This window comes from Alphaproteobacteria bacterium (genome assembly GCA_016699735.1).
Lineage (GTDB): Bacteria > Pseudomonadota > Alphaproteobacteria > Micavibrionales > Micavibrionaceae > JAGNKE01.
The window spans coordinates 990549-1011596 of sequence record CP065008.1; the positions used below are offsets into that span (position 1 = coordinate 990549).

The window sequence follows — 21048 nt, forward strand, 5'->3', positions numbered from 1 at the left end:
AAAAAAACTCTCATAAAATTAAACTATATGGTACAGTATATAGAGTAAATATTATTAAACGCAAGAGTATAATAAATGAGAGATAAAAAAAAGCCGGCATCTCCAGGACGACCAAAGGATGAGGATAAGCGTAGAGCAATCCTGAAGGCCGCCGGAAAACTCTTCATGAAGCGCGGCATGGCCGGGACGACGATGGACGAGATCGCAAACAAGGCGGACGTATCAAAGCTGACCGTCTACAATCACTATGGCAGCAAGGAGGGGTTGTTCGAAGCCGTAATCCGCTCCAAATGCGAAGGCCATACCGGCGATCATATTTTTGACGATCTGACAGGAAAGAGCCCTGATAAGGAGCTGTACGGTATCGGAATGGCGTTTATTGGACTGGTATATAGTTCGGATGCAATCGCCCTGCACAGGATCATCATGAGCGAAGGTCAGAAAAACCCGGAGATGGGTCGCCTTTTTTATGCCGCCGGACCGGAGTCGTTATTCTCCCGCTTTTCCAAATATCTCGAAAAGGTTGAAAAACATTGCTCTTACAGGTTCCCCGACAAACGCGACGCGGCAGGAAGATTTTTCTGTCTGTTCAAAGGCGAGCTTCATATGCGGGCGCTCCTGAATATTTCCCCGCAACCAACAAAAAAAGAGCTGAAAAAAATGGCAAAAGGCAGCGTCGAATTTTTTCTGAAGGCCTTCAGCATTTAGATTTTAAGAGAAATGAATAAAAGTTCAATATTGACTAGCTAATACAATAAGATAGCAGGTAAAATTATAACTTTTATTAGCTATTTTGCGGTGCACAATATATAATGCTTAACATTCAACGATCATGAGAGCTAAAATAGGCTGGCTTAAAAAGAGTATTTCTATATCGGGAAAATCGAAGTGACGGGCCAAAACGAAATTGACAAAATTCCAAGACACCCCTTGGATGATAAGATAGCATACGGCTACGACCTCAACCGCAATCAGGTGGCTTCGCTCGTCAGGGAGCGGGTTCTCTTGGGGCAGCGGGATAAGATTAATGAGGAATAGTGGGATCATTATGGACACAAACGAATATTTAAGAACGTCAGCAGCCCAGAACGTTATACGTGAACAGCTTTTGAGCAAGGGCAAGGATCAGGCAGGCGTTCCTATCGACTATGAGTGTGCAACGCTTGTAACTTCGCTGACAGACCTAAGCAATGCTGAATTTTCTGATAAAAGCGCAATTGTTCTTCCAAGAAAGATTGAAGGAGATTTTGAGGGATTAGCGCGGCGCATGAGCGCCGACATCTATAGCGGCAAGCTAAAGGGGACGCTTCAGTCAGACTGGCAAAAATCTGTTCGTATTGCCGATTCATGGTTAGGGGTTGAAACAGTGCGGGCGTATGCGGCAGATATTGATGCTTATAGCAGGGAGCTTGTGACGATTATCGAGGATATGGAATTTTTGGAAAGCTTGGGACGGACTCCGTTGCTAAAAGTGTACTCCTACGATTATGACGATGACACTGTTGATCGGCCGCACGCTGACCCATATACGCCAAACTATTCAACAGGTGAAAAGTATGATGATCGTTACATCACGGTCTACAATCAAAAGGTAACACGCCACGCCAAACATCAGGACGCAGAAGCGAATGCTTCTCTGGATGAAATCAAGACCTACAGGCTAAAGCCCGGTGCGTCTGTAGGAACCTTCAATAATTGTGATATCTGGCGTCAGGCTTGTGGAATAAATAAAAAAGCCAAGCCATTCATCCATTGGTCTGGTACAGAGATAGGTGACGACCCAAAATTAATTCTGACGGCGTAACTTAAGTTAAAACAAATTCACTTGTATGCAGGGAATCTAGGCTAAGGGCTTGATTTTTCCAGGGTTTACAAAACTATCCCCAACACAATACGCTCATATCCCCAAAAAATTGACTTAAATCAATTCTTGTCCAACAATCTCACTTAGCATGATGACGTCGACATTCTTATATCGCGGATGGTTCCATGGCAGAAATCCAGACACTCTCTAAAGCGCGGACAATAACCCCTTCAGGCCGGGAGCAGTTTTTCGCTAACGATGAGGTCATCGTCAGCAAAACCGACCTGAAGGGCCGCATGACCTACGTCAACCGTGTCTTCATGAGAATCTCCGGCTACCATGAGGAGGAGTTGATCGGCCAGCCGCACAGCATGATCCGCCACCCGGAAATGCCGCGTGCGGTCTTTAAACTTCTGTGGGACACGTTGGAATCCCGTAAGGAAATCTTCGCCTACGTTGTCAATCTCTGCAAAAACGGCGACCATTATTGGGTGTTCGCTCATGTGACGCCGTCTTTTGATGGCTCTGGAAATGTTAACGGCTTCCACTCCAACCGCCGCGTCCCGGACCGTAAGGTATTGGACGGCATTATACGCCCGCTTTACAAACAGCTTCTGGACGAGGAAAACCGTCACGCGAACCGTAAAGAGGGCATGAACAACGCTTTTTCCATGCTGGTGAACCTCCTCCAACAAAAAGGGATCGGATACGATGAGTTTATCTTCTCTCTCAAAGGCTAAAACGGCGGCCTGCGCCGCCGCGGGTATCGCACTGATCGGAGGGCTTTCGGGTATTCCTGCGGTCGCTCTTGGCGCATCGGTCCTTGCGGCGGCTCTTGTCGCTTTTTCTGTAGTAACCATAGGTAAAATCGAACGCGAAATAACGCGAACTAAAAATGTCTGCAAAGCCCTCGCAAACGGGGATTTTGATATGCGCCTGACCCACATAAAAGAAGGCGGGGACTTTGGGGAGTTCCAATGGACCCTCAACGAAATGACCGACAGTATGGACGCCTTTGTCCGCGAAGCGACCGCCGCCATGGAATATGTCAGCCGCAACCAGTACTTCCGCCGCATCCTGGAGCAGGGGATGCAAGGCTCGCTCCTCAACGGCGCCCGCGTGATCAACAAGGCCACGGAAAGCGTAGCGGAAAAAATGACCGGATTCGTAAACATCGCCAACGATGTGGACGTTTCTCTTAAGGACGTGGTCAACCAGATCAACACGACAGTAACAACTCTGGAGACGACGGCCGACACCATGGGCGGAACCGTGGCCATGACTCGTGAAGGAGCGCAGAGCGCCGCGAGTATGTCCGATGAAACCTCACGCAACGTGCAGGCGATCTCCGCCGCCGCTGAGGAAATGTCGAGTGCGATTGCCGAAATCACGCAGCAGATGACCCGAACCTCAGAAATCGCCAACGGCGCGGTCAGTGAATCCGAACAGGCTCGGCAGATTGTCGAGGAACTGGCGCTGACCGCCAGCCAGATCGGCGATGTGGTGGTCTTGATCCAGAAAATCGCCGACCAGACCAATCTTTTGGCTCTGAATGCCACGATCGAAGCCTCAAGAGCAGGAGAGGCCGGCAAGGGCTTCGCGGTTGTCGCTGCCGAGGTCAAGGATTTAGCAAGTCAGACCTCCCGCGCCACACAGGATATAAGCCAGCATATTACGGATATCCAGAGCGCGACCGAACGCGCCGTCACGGCCTTCGGCAAGGTAGGGACGATTATCGGGGAGATCAACGAGGCCGCAACGGTGGTCGCTGCCGCGATCGAGGAACAAAGCGCAGCCTCCAAGGAAATAGCCTCAAACGCCGAGCGGGCCTCGATGGGCACCACAGGAGTTGCGGGCAACGTTCGCGAAATCAATCAAAGCGTGGGGCAGGTGGACGAAGCCTCAAAACAGGTCTCCGGCGTAACCGCGCAACTCTCCGAACACGCCAACCGCCGCGTTGGCGCCCTTCTGGGAAAAATGGGCGTTTTCATGGATGAATTGCGTAAGATTGCATAATTCAAACCCGTGCCCCTAAGGGGCAGTACCCCAAGGTAACCTTATTTGCCAAAGCGGCGAATAAGACAGCAGTATAATCGCAATCATAATCCTGAAATGCAGCGGACCTGAAAAAAATGGGTTTGCCGGGAAGGAATAGCCATGATGATCAAACGCAACAGTGAAGACAGAGGACCGACCGACCTCGGCTGGCTCAAAAGTATGCACAGTTTCTCCTTCGGCCACTACCATGACCCGAAACATATGGGCTTCGGCGCCCTGCGGGTGATAAACGAAGACCGTGTAACCCCCGGAGCGGGCTTTGGCACACACCCGCATGATAATATGGAGATCATCTCCTACGTATTAAGCGGCGAACTGGCCCATAAGGACAGCATGGGCAGCGGCGCGGTCATCCGTGCCGGAGAAATCCAGATCATGAGCGCCGGAACAGGCGTGACCCACAGCGAATACAACGCCTCGAATGACAACGAAGTGCATTTTCTTCAGATATGGATCATTCCCGGTCAGCGCAACACCCTGCCCGGTTATCAGCAACGCTTGGTCGACCCTGATACGGTTAAAAATCGTTTTGCGCAGATAATCGTGCCGGAGGGCAGTCAGAACGACACAGCTCTCAGCATTAAGCAGAACGCCACAATCTATCTTGGCCGCTTCGATGCGGGCAGGAAGGAAGCCTTTAAAGCCGATCCAAACCGCAAATACTGGCTCCAGATCGTGCGTGGAAAAGTCGAAATCGCGGGTCAGAAAGCGCAAGAGGGTGATGGATTTGCATTCGCGGGAGAGGCCTTTATAGACCTCAAAACCCTGTCGGAAGCGGAATTCCTGCTTTTCAATCTGGCGGCCTGAAAGGGCGCTTCTTGGGATATTAAGTAAATTTTCCTTCCCTTTTCTCCGCGGACTCTCTATTACTTCAGCCCGAAACAGCGGCTGAAGCCACGGAAAATAAAACAATGTCACGGAATTTACGCAATATAGCGATTATAGCCCACGTCGATCACGGCAAAACCACCCTGATCGACTCCATCATGAAGCAAAGCGGAATGTTCCGCGACAACCAGCAGGTCGCCGAACGCCTGATGGACTCCGGTGATCTGGAGAAAGAGCGTGGCATCACCATTCTGGCCAAGCCGACTTCGATCAACTGGGACGGCGCCCGCATCAATATCATCGATACCCCCGGCCACGCCGATTTCGGCGGCGAGGTCGAGCGCGTCCTGCATATGGCCGATGGCGTGATCCTTCTGATCGACGCCGCCGAAGGCCCGATGCCCCAGACGAAATTCGTTCTCGGCAAGGCTCTGAAACAGGGGCTGCGGCCCATCGTCATCGTCAACAAAGTGGACCGCCCCGACGCGCGATCCGAAGAAGTACTGAACGAAGTCTTCGACCTTTTTGTCTCTCTCGACGCCAGCGACGAGCAACTCGATTTTCCCGTGCTTTATGCATCGGGCCGTGCCGGATGGTGTGCCCGCGAACTGACCGACCCCCGCGAAAACCTGCACCCGCTTCTGGACCTGATTCTTGAACACGTCCCCGCGCCGCAGGTCGAGGAGGGAAAACCCTTCGCCATGCTGGCCACGCTTCTGGACTATGACTCCTTCCTCGGACGCTGCCTGACAGGCCGCGTGGTCAACGGTTCGGCAAAAATCAACGACACCGTAAAAGCCATGAGCCTTGATGGTAAAACCATCGAATCTGGTCGCCTCACGAAGCTTTTGATGTTCGAGGGCACCAAGCGCATCCCTGTCACCGAAGTCCACGCGGGCGACATCATCTGTATAGCCGGTTTGACCAAGGCATCGGTGGCCGATACGATTTGCGCTCCGGCTGTAACCGCAGCTCTGGAATCCACCCCGATTGACCCGCCGACCATGGCCGTGACGATCAGCGTCAACGACTCCCCCTTCGCCGGAAAAGAGGGCACCAAGGTAACCTCCAGCCTGATCCGCGAGCGCCTGATGGCCGAGGCCGAGTGCAACGTCGCCATCACCTTCAAGGAAAGCGAAAACAAGGACTCCTTCGAAATCGGCGGACGCGGGGAACTGCAGCTCGGCGTACTGATCGAAACCATGCGCCGCGAGGGTTTTGAACTCACCGTCTCCCGTCCAAAAGTTCTTTACAAAGAGGAAAACGGCCAGCGCCTCGAACCCATCGAGGAAGTCACCATCGACGTCGACGAGGAATTCCAAAGCACGGTGATCGACTCCATGAACCGCCGCAAGGCCGAGCTTATAGATATGCGCGGCAGCGGTGCAGGCAAAATGCGCCTGACCTTCCGCGCACCGTCACGCGGCCTGATTGGCTATCAAAGCCGCTTTCTGACCCAGACCCGCGGCACCGGCGTTCTCAACCGCATCTTCCATTCCTACGCGCCGTATAAAGGCGATATCCCACAAAGACGCAACGGCGCACTGATCTCCACCGACAACGGCATGGCGGTTGCGTACGCCATCTTCAACCTGCAGGATCGGGGCAGTATGTTTATCGGCCACCAGACGCAAGTCTATCAGGGCATGATCGTCGGCGAACACAGCCGTGACAACGATCTGGAGGTCAACGTCCTCAAGGGCAAGAAACTGACAAACGTCCGCGCCTCAGGCGCCGACGAAGCTCTGACGCTGGTCCCCCCGCGCCGAATGTCGCTGGAGGATATGATGGCTTACGTGAATGAGGATGAATTACTGGAGGTCACTCCAAAATCTTTGCGCCTTCGCAAAAAACTTCTCTCTCCTCACGACCGCAAACGCGCCAGCCGCGCTGCGGAATAAGGAAATCAGGCGGGTTCCGTTTCCCGTTGCAGTGTGGGAACGATTTCATCTTCTGCTACTGGCCGCAGGCGCCCTTCGGTAAGATCATAAACATCAAGAATTCGGCAATCTTCCTCCGCTTCGCAGGAGAATTCAGGCGAAGAGTGGGGTAACGCCTTCTCCAGTCCCCAGGTCAGGTCGCAGGTGAAAATATAATCGCCAACGCCGGGTTGCCAAGCCTCTTGAAGCTTTCCGCGTCCGGCACCTCTGATATACCCGCCTTCTTCGCACGGAGGATTCTCGCCCTTGGTATTATAAACGACGACGGATGGCTTGTGCCGCGCAACAAGAAGCCGGACCATGCGGCCTTGAAACATCTTATCCTCCTGCGCCTCCATCTTCGCAAACCGCATATAATGATCGTAATGTGGGTCGGTCGTCTCTGTCATTTCATAACGGCTGGAGAGGGCACAGCCGACGGCAAATTTATTTCATAATCGACAGGAACAACGCAATAAAAGGAAGCGTAAGCAACTGTTATCGATAGACAATATCCGTTCATAAGACGCATAGCAGCTATGCGTAAGGAGCATGAAAATTGCCACGATTTTACTTCACAAACGCATGGCAAAAGGCCTATATAGAGCGCGAACGGTCATTAAATATTATGTATAATAAAAGACCGGAAGGTTGCAGTCATGGAAATCAACGTCTTTGAACTCCTTCAGAAAGATCAGGTTCTGACCATTTTTACGGTCATTAGCCTTGGCTATTTACTTGGAAAGACAAGCTTTTTTGGAATCAGGCTCGGAAATATCAGCGGCGTGCTGATCATGGGCCTGCTCTTCGGCTCATGGGGGTTCGCCGGAAACGCGCAGATCGCCACCTTCGGCTTTACACTGTTTATTTTCTGCGTTGGCCTTCAGGCCGGACCAAGCTTTTTCGCCTCCTTTGCCTCCGATGGCTCGCGCTATATGCTGCTTTCGCTCATCGTCGCCGTAACCGCCGTGGCCATAAGTCTGCTTTTCGCGCTGATCTTCGCTCTGCCGCAGGGAAGCGCCGCCGGGATGCTGGCAGGAGCGCTGACAAGTACGCCGACTCTGGTCGGGGCACAGGACGCCGTCCTCACGCACGCGGCAACGCTGCCCGAAGGCGTAAGCGCGCAGGAAATCATAAAAAACCTCAGCGTGGCCTATTCGCTCACCTATTTGTTCGGCATTGCCGGACTGCTGATTTTCATTAAATACGTGCCGCAGATATTTCACATTGATCTGGCCACCGAAGCCCGGAAAATCGCGCCTGCGCGCTCAACGACCAAGACCATCAATGAAAATAACCTGCCGATGGTGCGGACCTACAAGATTGAACCGGGCAGTAAACTCATCGGGCGCACCATTCACCAGATCCAGGAGTCCAACCGTCAATATTTCACTGTGCTGGGCATCCGCCGCGCCGGAAAAATCATTGAAGTCGAGCGCGATACGACCATGATCGAGCAGGGCGACATCGTCTCCGTGATCGCCTCCGTCGCGCAGCACAGCATCGCCAAGGAAAAGAACATCCCGGAGGTTTTTGACAAGGAACTCCTCAATTTCCGCATCAGAACCAAGGAAATTACGATCACCGCCTCCGAAATCGTCGGCAAAACTCTGGACGAGCTCATGCTCCCCGCCCGCCATGGGTGCTACATTATCGGCCTTCTTCGCTCAGGCGTGGACCTTCCGGTCGATAATGGCATAATCCTGCAAAAGGGGGACAAGCTCGAAGTCATCGGTGAGGAAAACCTGATCCTCGAAGTCAGCCAGAAACTCGGCAGCATTGAATCCGACGTCGAAAAGACGGACCTCCTGACACTCTGTATCGGTGTGGCCCTCGGCCTTCTTCTGGGTACGATGGTTCTGAAATTCGGCGAAGTCTCCGTCAGTCTGGGCAGCGCCGGCGGTCTGCTCATCGTCGGAATTCTCATCAGCTTCATCCGCTCTCTTTATCCCATGTTTGGCGCCTTTCCCCGCGCCGCCCGCAACATCATGATGGATTTCGGGATCGTGCTGTTCATGTCCTCGATTGGTCTGAACGGCGGGAGCAAGGTTCTCGAAGCCCTGACCACCGTGGGGCCGCTCCTGATGCTCTGCGGCGCGGCGGTGACGGTTATCCCCGTCGTCGTGGCCTTCCTGATTGGCCGCTACCTGATGAAAATGAACGCCGCCCTGCTGATGGGGTCGATCACCGGCGCGATGACCAGCACGGCCTCCCTGAACGTCGTGATGGACATGGCCAAAAGCCAGGTTCCGGCATTGGGCTATGCCGGAAGCTACACCGCGGCCAACGTCATCCTGACCTTCTTCGGCGCTCTTCTGGTCTTGATGTAAACGGGATCAGACAGCTCGGGCGTGACGACCCGCCTCAGGGGCAAGGTAAGGATCGAAACACGCCGCAACCACCCGCACGAAGGGCTTCCCGTGTTCGCTGATCCGAAGGCAATCCCCCTCCACCCGCAAAAGCCCATCCTGCTCTAGTACAGCAAGCCGGTCCCGCGGCACAGAGATCTCAGGAAAATCGGCAAAGCTCAGGCTAAAATCGCACATCAGCCGCTCAATCAACGCTCGGCGCGTTCGGTCGTCCGCGCTCAGAAAACAGCCTCTCTGGATCGGAAGATTCTGTGCGCTCAGCGCCGCCCGGTAAGTTGGCGCATCGGTCGTATTCTGGACATACGCGGTCTCGAACTGGCTGATCGAGGACAGACCGAACCCGAGGATCGTGCGCGAGGGATCGTCCGTATAGCCCTGGAAGTTGCGCCGCATCTCCCCGCGCTTCTGGGCGCGGGACAGGCTGTCGGTCTCCAGCGCATAGTGGTCGATCCCGATCTCCCGATACCCCCGCCGGGTGAGCATCAAGCGCAGGGTTTCGATCATATCGAACCGCTCCGGCGCCCCGGGCAGGCGGAATTTCTCAAGCAGCATCTGATGCTTCTTCATCCACGGCACATGGGCATAGGGAAAAACCGCGAGCCGCTGCGGCGAAAGGCTCATGGCCAGATCGGCCGTCCGCGAGACGCTCTCAACCGTCTGCTCCGGCAGCCCGACGATCAGATCAAAATTGATCTGATGAATACCGTGCCGCCTCAAAGTCTGCACACACGAGCGCACCAGATCATAGGGCTGAACCCGGTTGATCGCCCGCTGCACAGTCTCATCGAAATCCTGAATGCCCAGACTGACCCGTGTAACCCCCATGGCGGCATAGGCAGCGATTTTTTCTTCGGTGAGAAGCCGCGGGTCGCACTCCATGTCAATCTGGGTGTCCTCTGAAAAGACGAATGACCGGGCAACACCGGAGAGAAGGGCGGATAAATCCTCAGTCTCCGCGAAATTCGGCGATCCGCCGCCGAAATGAACCCGCGCCGCCGGCAGCAGGGAGCCGATGATATCCCCACACAGCCGGACTTCCTCCAGCAGCGTGCGGATATATTCGCCCACAGGCTGGTATGTGGCCGTGATCTTGGTATGGCATCCGCAATAGTGACAAAGGCTGTGACAGAACGGGATATGCAGGTACAACGACACCTTCTCGTCTTTATCGAGCTGTGACAGTAACCCGCGATAGGTCTCTTGCGATATCTCATGCGTAAACTGCACCGCCGTCGGAAAGCTGGTGTATCGCGGCACCGGGCGGTCATATTTAGCGATCAGGGCATCGGTCGAAAGCGCGGTCATGCCTTGAGGATACTGATTTATTCTGTAAAACCATTGACTTAAATCAAGAGGGTTAGGTCACTTCAAAAAGAAATCCGCAAAAACCACTCCGGCTATGGGTCACGCACGATCGGGAACGCGCCGCCGCAACCGACCGCCGCATTCATCTCGTAGACGGGCAGGTCGTGTCGGGGGGATGAAAGCCTAACCACGCCCGAAAATAACAGTAAAAAAAACATCAAAAATGACAGGCGCAATAAAAAAGGCAAGACTCAGTGTATGCGCCAAAAGAATCTGAAGAAGATTGATTTTTTGGTTGTTTTCTTGAAGAGCCTGCTGATAAAAAATCACAGCGACAGGACCAAACAGGAAGTAGGGAGAAATTACGGTAAACAACAAGAATAAAAACACTAGCAAAGAGCCAGCCTCTAGACCTAATAAAAAGACAAGTCCAAAAATCAGAAGCAGATAAGCAACAAGTGGGATAGGAGAAAAAAACACAAACAAAAACTCATAAAAAATGCTTTTTAATCCTGTTGAAGACGTTGGCGTATCTTGTATTTTCCTCACAAATAAGTGAACAAGAAAAAGAGTGACTAGAAAAACCAAAAGAAAAATAGGATTAAAAACAGGAAATTTATGAAAAAAAAGATCGGCGTGTGTATAAGGAAAAAAGGGATTATAGAATAGACAACTAATAAACAGACTAAGAAAAAACAGCGTCAACCGATTTATACCGATCAAAAGAGATTCCCAAAGACCGCTCGTTTTTCTCCCCCGTATCAGCCAAAATATGATCCAAGACCATAAACATAGGGCGCTGGTATACCCAAAGGCAACATAAAGCCCCATGAAGTTTCTGAAATTAATTAACTCATGACTTTTTTCAAAAGAGAAAAAACGGTTTCCGTGAAGCAAAAGAAAAAATATGCCAATAACGAAATACCACAAGTAGGCATTAATAAGCTTTCCTCTGGCTGTCTTGGGAAAAACATTCATCACTTCACCGTAAACCTGACCGGAGCCAGACTCCGCACATCCCCGTCGGGAGTAAGTAAACTCACCCGTAAAATATGCGCCCCTTTCGTGACGGACCAGAGCAGGGTCGCCTCCGTCCCGTCCAAGATGGGTTCGTCATCCAGCGCCCATTCCACCCGCGCCCCTACGGGCAGCCCGCGAATTTCAAACCGGAATTTCTGATGCGCCTGCGGGATACGCGGATCATAGGCGATCTGAAGCCCATCCGTCGGCCGCACCAGCTCTGGCTTGACGCTCAGTTCCGGCCCTTCATGCCCGACCTCTTCCTCATATCCCGCCCGAACCCATTCGGTCGTCAGGGGGCAGGAACCCTCTTCGTCGCGGGGCCGCGCACACACGCTTTTGGAAACCAGCGCTGGACTAAGATAAAGCTTCTGCGTTTCTCTGTTCTTATTCAGCACAGAAAAAATCGACCGCAGAACCAGCGCCGGTCCGCCCGATCCCGTTACACCCTCCATCGGTGTGTTGTCCAGATTCCCCATCCATACCCCCACCACATAACGGTCATTATACCCCATCGTCCACGCATCGCGGTAATCCGTGCTGGTGCCGGTTTTCACAGCCGTTTGCACAGGCAGGTTCAGAACACTGCCCGCGCCGAACTCCATCCGCCGCGCCCACGGGTCGGAGAGGATGTTCCCGATCATCGAGGCCGCTTCTTCGGAAAAAATCCGCACGGGCTTTTGCAAATCGTCCGGCTGCCGCAAAAAATGAAACGGACGGTAAAGCCCCTTGTTCGCCAGCGCTCCGTAAGCCTGCGCCATTTCCAGCAACGTCACCGCCCCGTTGCCCAGCGCCAGCCCCTCGTCATAAATATTCGAACTCTCCGACAGGCTGAAAAACCCGAGCCGTTGCAGGGTCGTCAGATACTCCCCCGTCCCGACATACCGGATCGCGTGTAGCGCGGGGATATTGAGCGAATTCCCCAAAGCCTCGCGCAGCGTCAAAATCCCGTAATGCGTGTTGCTATAATTCCTGAAATTATGCAGCCCGTGTCCGATGGCCTCCGCCAGCGGCGAGTCGTCAAGGAACGTCGCCCCCGTCCAGCCCTTTTCAAGCGCAGCGGCATAGACGAACGGCTTCATCGCCGACCCCGGCTGGCGCGGCGTAGTCACCGTATCAATCTCGATCCCCGGCGTGTCCTCCTCCGGCAATCCCGCGCCGCCGACCACCCACGCCAGAATCTCCCCCGTCTCATGATCGGCCACCAGAACGGCGGCATTGCGAACGCGCTTCTTATGAAGGCTCAAAAGCCTCTGATCGACGATGTCCTGCACCTGCCGCTGCAGTTGAGAGTCCAGCGTCGTACGGAAATGATCGCGGAGATGCGCGGGGGCGTTCAGCCTTACATAACGAGCAAAATGCCGTGCATCGACGGTCAGAGAAGGCTTTCGGACATCAAGCTTCTGTCCTGCAATCTGCGCGAATTCTCCCGCACTGATGATCCCTTCATCTTTTAAAGATGAAGCCAGCCGCATCAGCGGCATTTCAATCCGTCCTGGAAACCGGAAGGGATCGTAAAGCGATGGCGCCCGCACCAGCACGACAAGCGCGAGCATTTCTTTTTGCGTAAGGGTCGAAAGGTCGCGGTTGAAATAATACTGCGCCGCCTGCGCGATCCCCCGTCGGTTGGAGCCGTACGGAACCTGATTGAGATAAAACTCGAACAACTCCGCTTTGGAGACGCTCCGCTCCAATCGTTGCGCCTCGAACCCCTCCAGCCACCGCGACCACAGGGAGCGGGGGCGCGGATGGATCAGCCGCACGACCTGCTCTGTGATCGTACTCGCCCCCCGCACCGTACGGAGTTTTTTGACATTCTGATAAACCGCCGCCAATCGTGCGGACCAGTCAACTCCGGCATGTACGTAAAACCGCCGATCTTCGGAATGAAGAAAAGCAACCTTCAAGAACTCCGGCACCTCATAGAGCGCCACCCGGTCATAAAGGTTCCAGCGGTTCTCGTAAGTAATGCCCAGCGGCTCACCGTTCCGGCCCGTCACCCGCAGCGTCTGGACGTCGGACACGATGCCGTGCAGGGACTTTTCGATAGGGGTACGGGACAAAAACGTAAGCCCCCATAACAGCAAGGAAGAAAAAACAACAAAACAAGCTGTCAAAAGCCTAATGTTTTTGCGTAAGGCTATCGCGGATATCATGGCCATTTAACGCATAGAGTTCAAGGATACGGTCAAAAGTGATCCCATCCCTTTGTTCAAGACTGAGCGGATGATCGCACGGCTCCAGTTCTAAAATTGGCCGTTGTTCGTTATCCTGTGGAAGAACGTGAACTTTTAAGGAAAGTGTCTCTGGATAACCTTTCAGAGAATTCGAAAACCATCCAAACCAAGGCCCAAGCTGCGACCGCACAGGCTCATTATAATGTTCTAAGTACAGATAAAAATTAGCCTTGGACAAGCTGGACCAAACCCCATAACCGAAGAAATCATTTTTTGTCCCGATAATCGGAAGGAGAAGAACACAGCGTACAAAATAATGTTCATTTTCAAAAATACAAAAGTCCTTCGTCAGTATATGGGATGCTTCTAAGATAGATTTATTTGATTCAGGACTAATTGAATCTTGCCATAGGCTAGGCGCATCGGTGCCAAGATCAAAAAGACCTACATGCGATTGACCACAACAAGGGCAGATCCATGAGTTATCGTGCAAGCGAAGCCATCGGGGGTCGTTGAGTAAATCCATATTCCACTCACGGCCCGGTCTGTATCACAAGCGCCCCATTCTGCCCGCGCCCGTAAACATCGGGATCGTACATCTCCTCGGCCCGCACGGGCGGCGCAGCGAATGTACCGTCCGCGATGGCTTGCGCGACATAGGAAAGATGATAATTCCCCGCCGGGAGCCAGTCCGAAAAGAACCGAGCCGAGTCATGCCGCAATTCCTTGTGATAGAAGCTCCAGAACGAGAAATTATACTCCCGCCAGTCGCTGTATTTAAACCACAGTGACCCGCCCGCCTGATCGTAGACCGCCTCCGCATCGTCCACGGTTGAGGCCGTAGCCAGATCGCGGTTGACGGTCTCCAGCCCGCCCGGAAGCGGATCGTTGACCACCACGAAATTGCGCGGGGCAGGGAGGTTCAGGAACAGATCGACCCGCACCAGATCGCCGCGCTTGATGGCTTCCCCGTCTTTCAGGATCGTCCACTTGCCGTCCTTCTTCACGCTGTATTCGCGCCCGATATCCATTCCGGCGTTCATCTTGTTCTCCCACCCGGATTTCGGCGCATAGCGCACCCGCGCGGCATAATAAAGCCGCCCCGGACCGTCTTTGGTCAGGTTCAGAGCGCGTTTCTGGCCGGGATCCTCCGCCGTAATCATCTTGGAAAGTGTGACAGGCGTATCACGGAAATCCTTGAACGCAGCTTCCCCGAACGTCTGCGCGTCCAAAGCCGCCGTGACTTTCATCGCGGGTTTATCGGTTTCATAAACCCGCGCATATTCGATCAGCCCGTTCATGCAGAACATATTCTCCTGCGTGTTTTCCCAGTGATCGCGGCTCTCCCGGCTCTGCGTGATCATCCGCACCAGCTTGAACGGCTTGTCGCCGATCAATTCCTTCCCCGCATCCGTTTTCCCATAGGAAAGAAACGCCGAAAGGATCGCACAATTATCGCGCAGCGGCGTGGCCAGAAGACGCAGATACCCGTCATCCAGAGTCTCGCTGAACATGAACTTCCCGCCCGTCTCGTTCCCCGCCGCGAAAATCATATCAACGGTTTCCTTGGCACTCGCCTTGGTGTTCTCGAACATCAACGCGGCCTGAAGATAATGCGCCTTCCCGAACAAGCTCATATTTTTCAGATGCGGCGCATAACGCTGAACATCATCGGCGGCAATTTTCCCCTCACGCGCCAGAGCGGCCAGCGCCACGGCCCGCACCGTAGAGGTCATCCCCGGCTGATAAAAATCCGGCACGGCATCCTGCCGCAGGAAATTCAAAAGATAATCATGCAGTTTCTTCTCGACATCGGCAGGAATCGTATACCCGTCCTTCTTCAGCCAGTTGAACGCCATCGCGGTATAGGCGCTGAGATAGGGGTCCGCCCGGTCATCCGTCGCCACGAAATAAGTCATCCCCCCATTCGGCGCCTGATAATTCGCAGCCGTATCAAGCGTCGATTGCGGCAGCTTATCAGCCCCGTCCCAGACAAGTGACTCCGGCAGCCACGGCTTCAACTCCTTGTAATGCGCGGCCATAACCCCCTTGGTTAGAACCTGCTCCCAGCAGATATAGGGATAATCGCGCATATAGCGGAACGCGCCCGCAAGATTGGCGATGACCGAGGGCGAAAGCACGACGCTGACATCCCCGCTATCGGTATAAATCTCCTGAGGGAACAGGATATTCTCTGAAACCTTCGCTTCGGTCGTCGTGCCATACGTCGCGGCCACGTCGAACACGCGCTTCTTATGGACAGGCAGGGTGAATTCCATGCTGTCCTTGTCCGCGGCGTCTTCCGCGAACGCACGGAAAGTAATTAAACCATCGGCGATTTCCCGGTCTACGGGCAGCATCTTGGCTTCTATAGGCACATACACCGTCTGTCGCTTGAACGGCTCCAGCGTCACGGTCTGTTCCGCAGAAACCACGTCTGAATCTTTGGTCGCAACATCCCCGAACGCCTCGATTTTAACCGTGAGCGTACGCGGCGCATCCGTGCGGTTCATCACGCTGAATCCGGCAGTAAACGTATCGCCCTCGCGCACCTGATTGGGCATCACGGGCCGCAACTCGGTCGGACGGTTGACCTTGAACGTCCCCTCACCAAGCCCCAGCCGATCGGTCGGTGTCGTCGCCACGGTAAGGACGCGCCAGCCCGTCAGATTATCCGGCGCATCGAACGTGATCGAAGCCTGCCCGTTCGCATCGGTCTTCAGCGCAGGGTTCCAGTAGCTGACAAACTTGAACAGGTTCCGCATATCGACATCGCCGCCGCCGTCTCCACCGGGATTTGCGCCCTTCTTCTCGAATTTCTGCCGCCCGACAAGTCTGTAAATCAGGCTGTAATTTCTTAAATCCAGCGCATCGAGATCGTAAAATCCCTTGTAAGGATCGAACGCATCGCGCCCCGCGCTGATAAGATCGAAGACGGATTCATCCAGCACAGCAACGGCCAGTTCGATCGGCTCGGCTTTTTCCGTCGCATGGCGCGGCGCAGCGGTCAGAGAAACCTGAACCTTGTCGCGCGGACGGTAAACATCCTGCGCCGCCTTCACCTCGACGGTCATTTCCTTGTACGGGTCACGCACGGGCATGGTCACATAACCCAGCCGGAATGTGGGTTTACCCAGATCGACCTGCCCCAGCGGCGGCACATCCTTGTCAACTCGCGGCGAAACCACCATGACCGAAAGATAAAATCCCGGCAGGTAGTCCGGCTTGATCGAGATTTCCAGCACAGGAGCGCCTCCCTCGAGGGTCTGCACGAAATGCTCGACGATCCCATACCGTTCAACCGTCACCAGTGCCTTCGCGCCAGGGTAGGGGTTCTTGACGAGAAACTTGGCCGTATCCCCGACCTTGTAATCTTTCTTTTCGGGGATGACAGGCAGGATGTACTTATCTTCATCGTTCCACTGCACGTAGTCATCGCCAGCGACCCAGATCATGATCTCGGTCTTGTGTTCGCGACCCTTGGTATCAGCAATCTTGGCAATCATGCGGTACGTTCCGGCCTTCTCCGGCGTAAACGTGCAATCCTGACCTTCGAGCGCCGAGACTTGCGAGCAGGCTGCAACCTGTTTCCATTCCCGCGTAATATCGCTCAGATAGGCGTTCCCGGCCCCTTTGACCTTGGCCACGCTGATCTCTTCATATTCGATCACGGACTGTATCGTCGTCCCCGCAGCCGGACTGCCCTGATCGTCCACGACAAGCGTTTGTAGGTTCACGGGTTGCTTGGAGGTATAAAACCATTGCGGACTTTTCACACCGACAAATCGGTCAACGCCCACATAATCCGCCTGCGCGAGTGAAGCAACGGACTTACCTCGGTCGTCCTGCACCGCGCTCTCCACGGCAAGCGTCCCGTAATAAATCGGCTGCTGCGGCAGAACGAAAACTTCGGCCCATGCCCCCTTATCGTCTAGTTTCTGCTCCTTCTGCAAAAGCTGCTCGGAACTCAGCCCCTCGCTCGACCCGCCGAAGTAAAAATTCTGTGCTGCAGGATTGTCAGACGTAAAGCTGCCCATATTCAGGGTCACGGTTACCCGCGCCAGCGCATCGCCATAAGGTCCGCCGGAATGAAGCGCCGCAAGACTTTCAATAGTCATCGCATCGCCCGGCCGGAACAGGTCGCCGCCGATCTCAGTGGTTACACGGAAAGGCGCGGGCGTAAAATCGCTGACCAGAACCTGCAGCGGATAAAGCGTAAATTGCTCGTCCTTTTCCTCATATTCGTACTCATCTGCCGCCTCGGGGTTTTCGGCGGTCTCAGCAGGCGGGTTGACCCGGAAGTCCGCCTTCAGCTTGAAGCGATACCAGCCGACAGCGCCCGATTGAGGAATGGGGTATTCCCCTGCATACGCGCCGAAATCGGAGAACACAACATCCTTGACCTCCTGCACCGTCTTTCCGGTCGGATCGACAATCTCAAGCGTATAGCGCCCCTTAGGCGGCTTAGTCAGAGTCCGCTCGTTCTGGTTCCGCAGGAAGATTTTGTACTGCATGGTGTCCCCGGCGCGGTAAATCCCCTGCGCCGTCATGCCCCAGCTTTTCAGATGCCCGAAACGGTCGCGTGTATAGGCGTTCGTGCCGTCCTCGGAAAGATTCCACGTATCGAGGCCAAAACTCGGCGCCAGTGGCAGCAGCGCCATCTCCGCCCCCTTGTCCAGACGGGCGAACAACCGCACCTCGGCATCGTCCCACGCATTAAGCAAATTCTGCAGCGGGTCCAGCGTCTCGCTTCCCGGCAGGATCGCAATCCCCTGAGAGTCCGTGACAGCCGTCGCCAGAACATCCTTCGGAGCCGAAATATTCGGCAGAGAATCCGTGTAAAGACTGACTTTCACGCCTTCGACAGGCAATCCAGTCGCCAGATCAGTCACCCAGAGCAGGGAATTAAAATGCCCCAGCTTCAAATGCGCCTGCCACGGCGTCACCTGCGCGAACAATTTGCGGTCGCCTTCCCATTTATCGGCAACCTCAGGATACGTCGAGAGAAACCCATAGAGAGCGCCGGATTTCCCGCCCAGCATCTCGCGCACACCGCCCGGAACCCCGTACTGGATATCCTCGATTTTTTGAACCGACTTGGAATAGGTCTGGTTCTCCTTCACCCCGTCCGGCGTCACCGAACGGTAGTTAAACGTGAAAGACTCAAGATTGTTGACATAAAACGGCAACTCGCTATCCGTCTGGCTCTCCAGAACGGCATATTTATGCGGCATCTCGAAATTCGGATTGCGGTGATTGGTCGAGAATTTCATCTCAATAGCCTGCGGCAGGACGCGCCCGAACTCATCCTCAAAACCGGAGGCGGGAAGGCTCAGCACATACTCCTGCGCCGCCTTCAGCCCAACGGGAAGCCCGACATAATAAAGCCGGTCGGCGGAATGGGGCGTTCCAAGGCTCGACCAGTCGCGGTTCTCATCGCCCCACGGATTGTAATCTTTCTTATCTCCGGACAGGCTGGGCTTGAAAACGGCATTGTCCTTGACCTCAGACCGCAAGACGGGAACCGTAAACGCAAGCGAAACCCCGCGCAGTGGGTTGCACAATAACCTCTGATCCGGCGTCATTTGGGGAGGGATCAAGATCGAGGAGCCGTCATTGGCTGTGCAACTCACTCCGGCAAAGCCAAAATCCGGAAACGTCTGAAAACTCACAATATCCCGGCTCTGCGCGCTCGGTTCTGTCCCTTCGGCGGAAATTAATCCCGGCTCGATCCTTAAGGTGGCGGCGGAATTCACAGCCAATTCGCTCTGCGGCTCCACCAGCCAGACGCGCCGCGCCTCCTCGCCGTTGATTTCAGTCTTTTGGTCGTCGCTCTGCCGCGCTTGCTGATCGACCCGCACCCAGAGTTTATCCGTTGGGGAAAGGACGTAATCAGGCAGCTTCTGCCAGTCTTCATCAGGCTTAACCAAAAGAGGAACCCGCGTTCCGCCGCCGGAGGGCGCAATGAACAAATGCTGCTCGACCGATGATCGTGACACCGGCTGCGTAAACACGACCCGGATGACGGGATGCGTAGGAGAGCGCCAAGTATTGAAGTTGGTATAGCTGACATCCGGCCTCTGGGTAATAAAGCCGCTCATTTCCTCTTTCGCCAGCTTTCCGCCGTCTTCAGCGGTAATGACAGGCGCAATCGTCACGACATACTTCGTGGCGGGCGCCATCGTATCCGCGCTGTCGAGATTACACGACAGGGAGGACGTATTAAGCCAGCGCCACTGGCACTTTAAGGGCGGCGTAATCGAAACGCCGACTTCCTCAACGGTCCGCTCCATCCGCCCCAACGGAACGACGGGGCGGTTGAATTCGATGACGATCTGATTCCCCGGCGGAACATCTTCCCCGGTGGGCGTCACCCGCAGGATGCTAAGCGTTTTAGGAGTGTCGGATGAATGGGCGGAAACGCTGGAAAAAACACACACAAAAAGAAAAAGTGCACACCATAAACGGTCACGCATCGCCCACCCCAAAAAATAAAATAAAGAATATCTAAGAGCTATCACAACCCATTGAGACGGGGAAGGAGAGGCGCAAGGAATTTTTTAGCCGATAAACACCCTGAAGACCGACATAAGCAGACCCGCAAAAACGAAAGTCAGCGGAATTGTCAGAATCCAGGCCCAGACGATATTGGCGACCAGACCCCACTTCACAGCGGAAACCCGCTTGGACATTCCCACCCCCATGATTGATGTCGTAATCACGTGAGTCGTACTAACTGGAATCCCAAAAGCGGAAGCCGCCGAAATAATCCCCGAAGCTGTCGTTTCCGCTGCAAATCCGTGAATTGGCTGCAGCTTGATCATCTTGCTGCCCAGCGTACGGATAATTTTCCACCCGCCGGCCATGGTGCCAAGCCCCATAAACAGAGCGCAGGAAATTTTGACCCACAGCGGCACAACAAAGTCATCTGTCGGATAGGTCAGGATAAGAGCAAGGGCAATGATGCCCATCGACTTCTGGGCGTCATTCAGCCCGTGATTGAGGGCCATGAACCCGGCGGATATGATCTGAAGCTTGGAAAAGGCCTTATTGGTCTTGGACAAGGGCAGCCGATAAACAATCCATGTCAGAACGACCATGATAAAAAAACCGATCGTAATACCCAGAATCGGGGAGGCGACCATCGGAATCACCACCTTGTTGACCACTCCGCCCATAATAATGCTGTCCCAGCCGGCGGCACTGGAAAAATAAGTAGCGCCGAGCAGGGAGCCGATAATCGCATGGGAGGAACTCGTCGGAAGCCCCTTATACCACGTGATAAGGTTCCAGATGATTGCAGCCATGACCGTACAGATGATGGTATAAATCGTGATAGTTTCCGCGTTGACCAGACCCTTCCCGATGGTGGCCGCAACCTCCGTCCCGATCAGGGCACCCGCAAAGTTAAGCACACCGCCATAAATAACCGCTGCCATTGGGCTGAGCGCCCGCGTGGAAACCACCGTGGCAATCGCGTTCGCGGCATCGTGGAAACCGTTGATGTAATCAAAAATCAGGGTCAGGACCACCGCAACGATCAAAAGGATTAATGCCGCTTCCATGGC

At 54.2% G+C, this 21048-nt stretch carries 14 protein-coding genes; 7 read left to right on the forward strand and 7 right to left on the reverse strand.

Going from position 1 to position 21048, the window contains the following annotated elements; translation table 11 throughout:
* The first annotated feature begins 75 nt into the window (after positions 1–75).
* The 6 genes from IPN28_04810 (at position 76) to typA (ending at position 6591) form a co-directional block, all read left to right on the forward strand.
* A complete protein-coding gene (locus tag IPN28_04810) occupies positions 76–708 on the forward strand; it encodes a TetR/AcrR family transcriptional regulator (protein ID QQS58145.1) in 633 nt (210 codons plus the stop codon).
* Positions 709–1048: 340 nt separating this feature from the next.
* The gene (locus IPN28_04815) at positions 1049–1804 is read left to right on the forward strand and encodes a hypothetical protein (protein ID QQS58146.1); all 756 of its coding nucleotides are present in this window, start codon (positions 1049–1051) and stop codon (positions 1802–1804) included.
* 185 nt (positions 1805–1989) lie between these two features.
* Entirely contained in the window at positions 1990–2544 is a 555-nt protein-coding gene (locus tag IPN28_04820; GenBank protein QQS58147.1) for a PAS domain-containing protein, read from the forward strand.
* Positions 2516–3820, forward strand: a complete 1305-nt coding sequence (locus IPN28_04825; protein QQS58148.1) for a methyl-accepting chemotaxis protein — start codon at positions 2516–2518, stop codon at positions 3818–3820. Before IPN28_04820 ends, IPN28_04825 begins: the two co-directional genes overlap by 29 nt.
* Positions 3821–3961: 141 nt before the next feature.
* The gene (locus IPN28_04830; protein ID QQS58149.1) at positions 3962–4669 is read left to right on the forward strand and encodes a pirin family protein; all 708 of its coding nucleotides are present in this window, start codon (positions 3962–3964) and stop codon (positions 4667–4669) included.
* 104 nt (positions 4670–4773) lie between these two features.
* Complete coding sequence (gene typA, locus IPN28_04835; protein QQS58150.1) at positions 4774–6591, forward strand: translational GTPase TypA; 1818 nt, start codon at positions 4774–4776, stop codon at positions 6589–6591.
* Positions 6592–6596: 5 nt separating this feature from the next.
* Here typA and IPN28_04840 read toward each other — a convergent pair whose 3' ends face one another.
* Complete coding sequence (locus IPN28_04840; protein QQS58151.1) at positions 6597–7019, reverse strand: hypothetical protein; 423 nt, start codon at positions 7017–7019, stop codon at positions 6597–6599.
* 249 nt (positions 7020–7268) lie between these two features.
* Here IPN28_04840 and IPN28_04845 point away from each other — a divergent pair, with 249 nt between their 5' ends.
* Positions 7269–8939: a hypothetical protein gene (locus IPN28_04845; protein ID QQS58152.1), complete on the forward strand. Its 1671-nt coding sequence runs from the start codon at positions 7269–7271 to the stop codon at positions 8937–8939.
* Positions 8940–8945: 6 nt separating this feature from the next.
* Here IPN28_04845 and hemN read toward each other — a convergent pair whose 3' ends face one another.
* The 6 genes from hemN to IPN28_04875 form a co-directional block, all read right to left on the reverse strand.
* Positions 8946–10283, reverse strand: a complete 1338-nt coding sequence (gene hemN / locus IPN28_04850; GenBank protein QQS58153.1) for an oxygen-independent coproporphyrinogen III oxidase — start codon at positions 10281–10283, stop codon at positions 8946–8948.
* 183 nt (positions 10284–10466) lie between these two features.
* On the reverse strand, positions 10467–11261 hold the full coding sequence (locus IPN28_04855; protein QQS58154.1) for a hypothetical protein: 795 nt from the start codon (positions 11259–11261) through the stop codon (positions 10467–10469).
* Positions 11261–13366 carry a transglycosylase domain-containing protein gene (locus IPN28_04860; protein ID QQS58155.1) on the reverse strand — a complete coding sequence of 702 codons (2106 nt, stop codon included), beginning with the start codon at positions 13364–13366 and terminating at the stop codon, positions 11261–11263. Before IPN28_04860 ends, IPN28_04855 begins: the two co-directional genes overlap by 1 nt.
* 58 nt (positions 13367–13424) lie before the next feature.
* Positions 13425–14006, reverse strand: a complete 582-nt coding sequence (locus tag IPN28_04865; GenBank protein ID QQS58156.1) for a DUF2199 domain-containing protein — start codon at positions 14004–14006, stop codon at positions 13425–13427.
* Between the two features lie 7 nt (positions 14007–14013).
* The gene (locus tag IPN28_04870) at positions 14014–19956 is read right to left on the reverse strand and encodes a large extracellular alpha-helical protein (protein QQS58157.1); all 5943 of its coding nucleotides are present in this window, start codon (positions 19954–19956) and stop codon (positions 14014–14016) included.
* An 84-nt stretch (positions 19957–20040) separates the two neighbouring features.
* Positions 20041–21045 (reverse strand): inorganic phosphate transporter, encoded by a 1005-nt coding sequence (locus IPN28_04875; protein ID QQS58158.1) that lies wholly within the window; start codon positions 21043–21045, stop codon positions 20041–20043.
* Between the last annotated feature and the right edge of the window lie 3 nt (positions 21046–21048).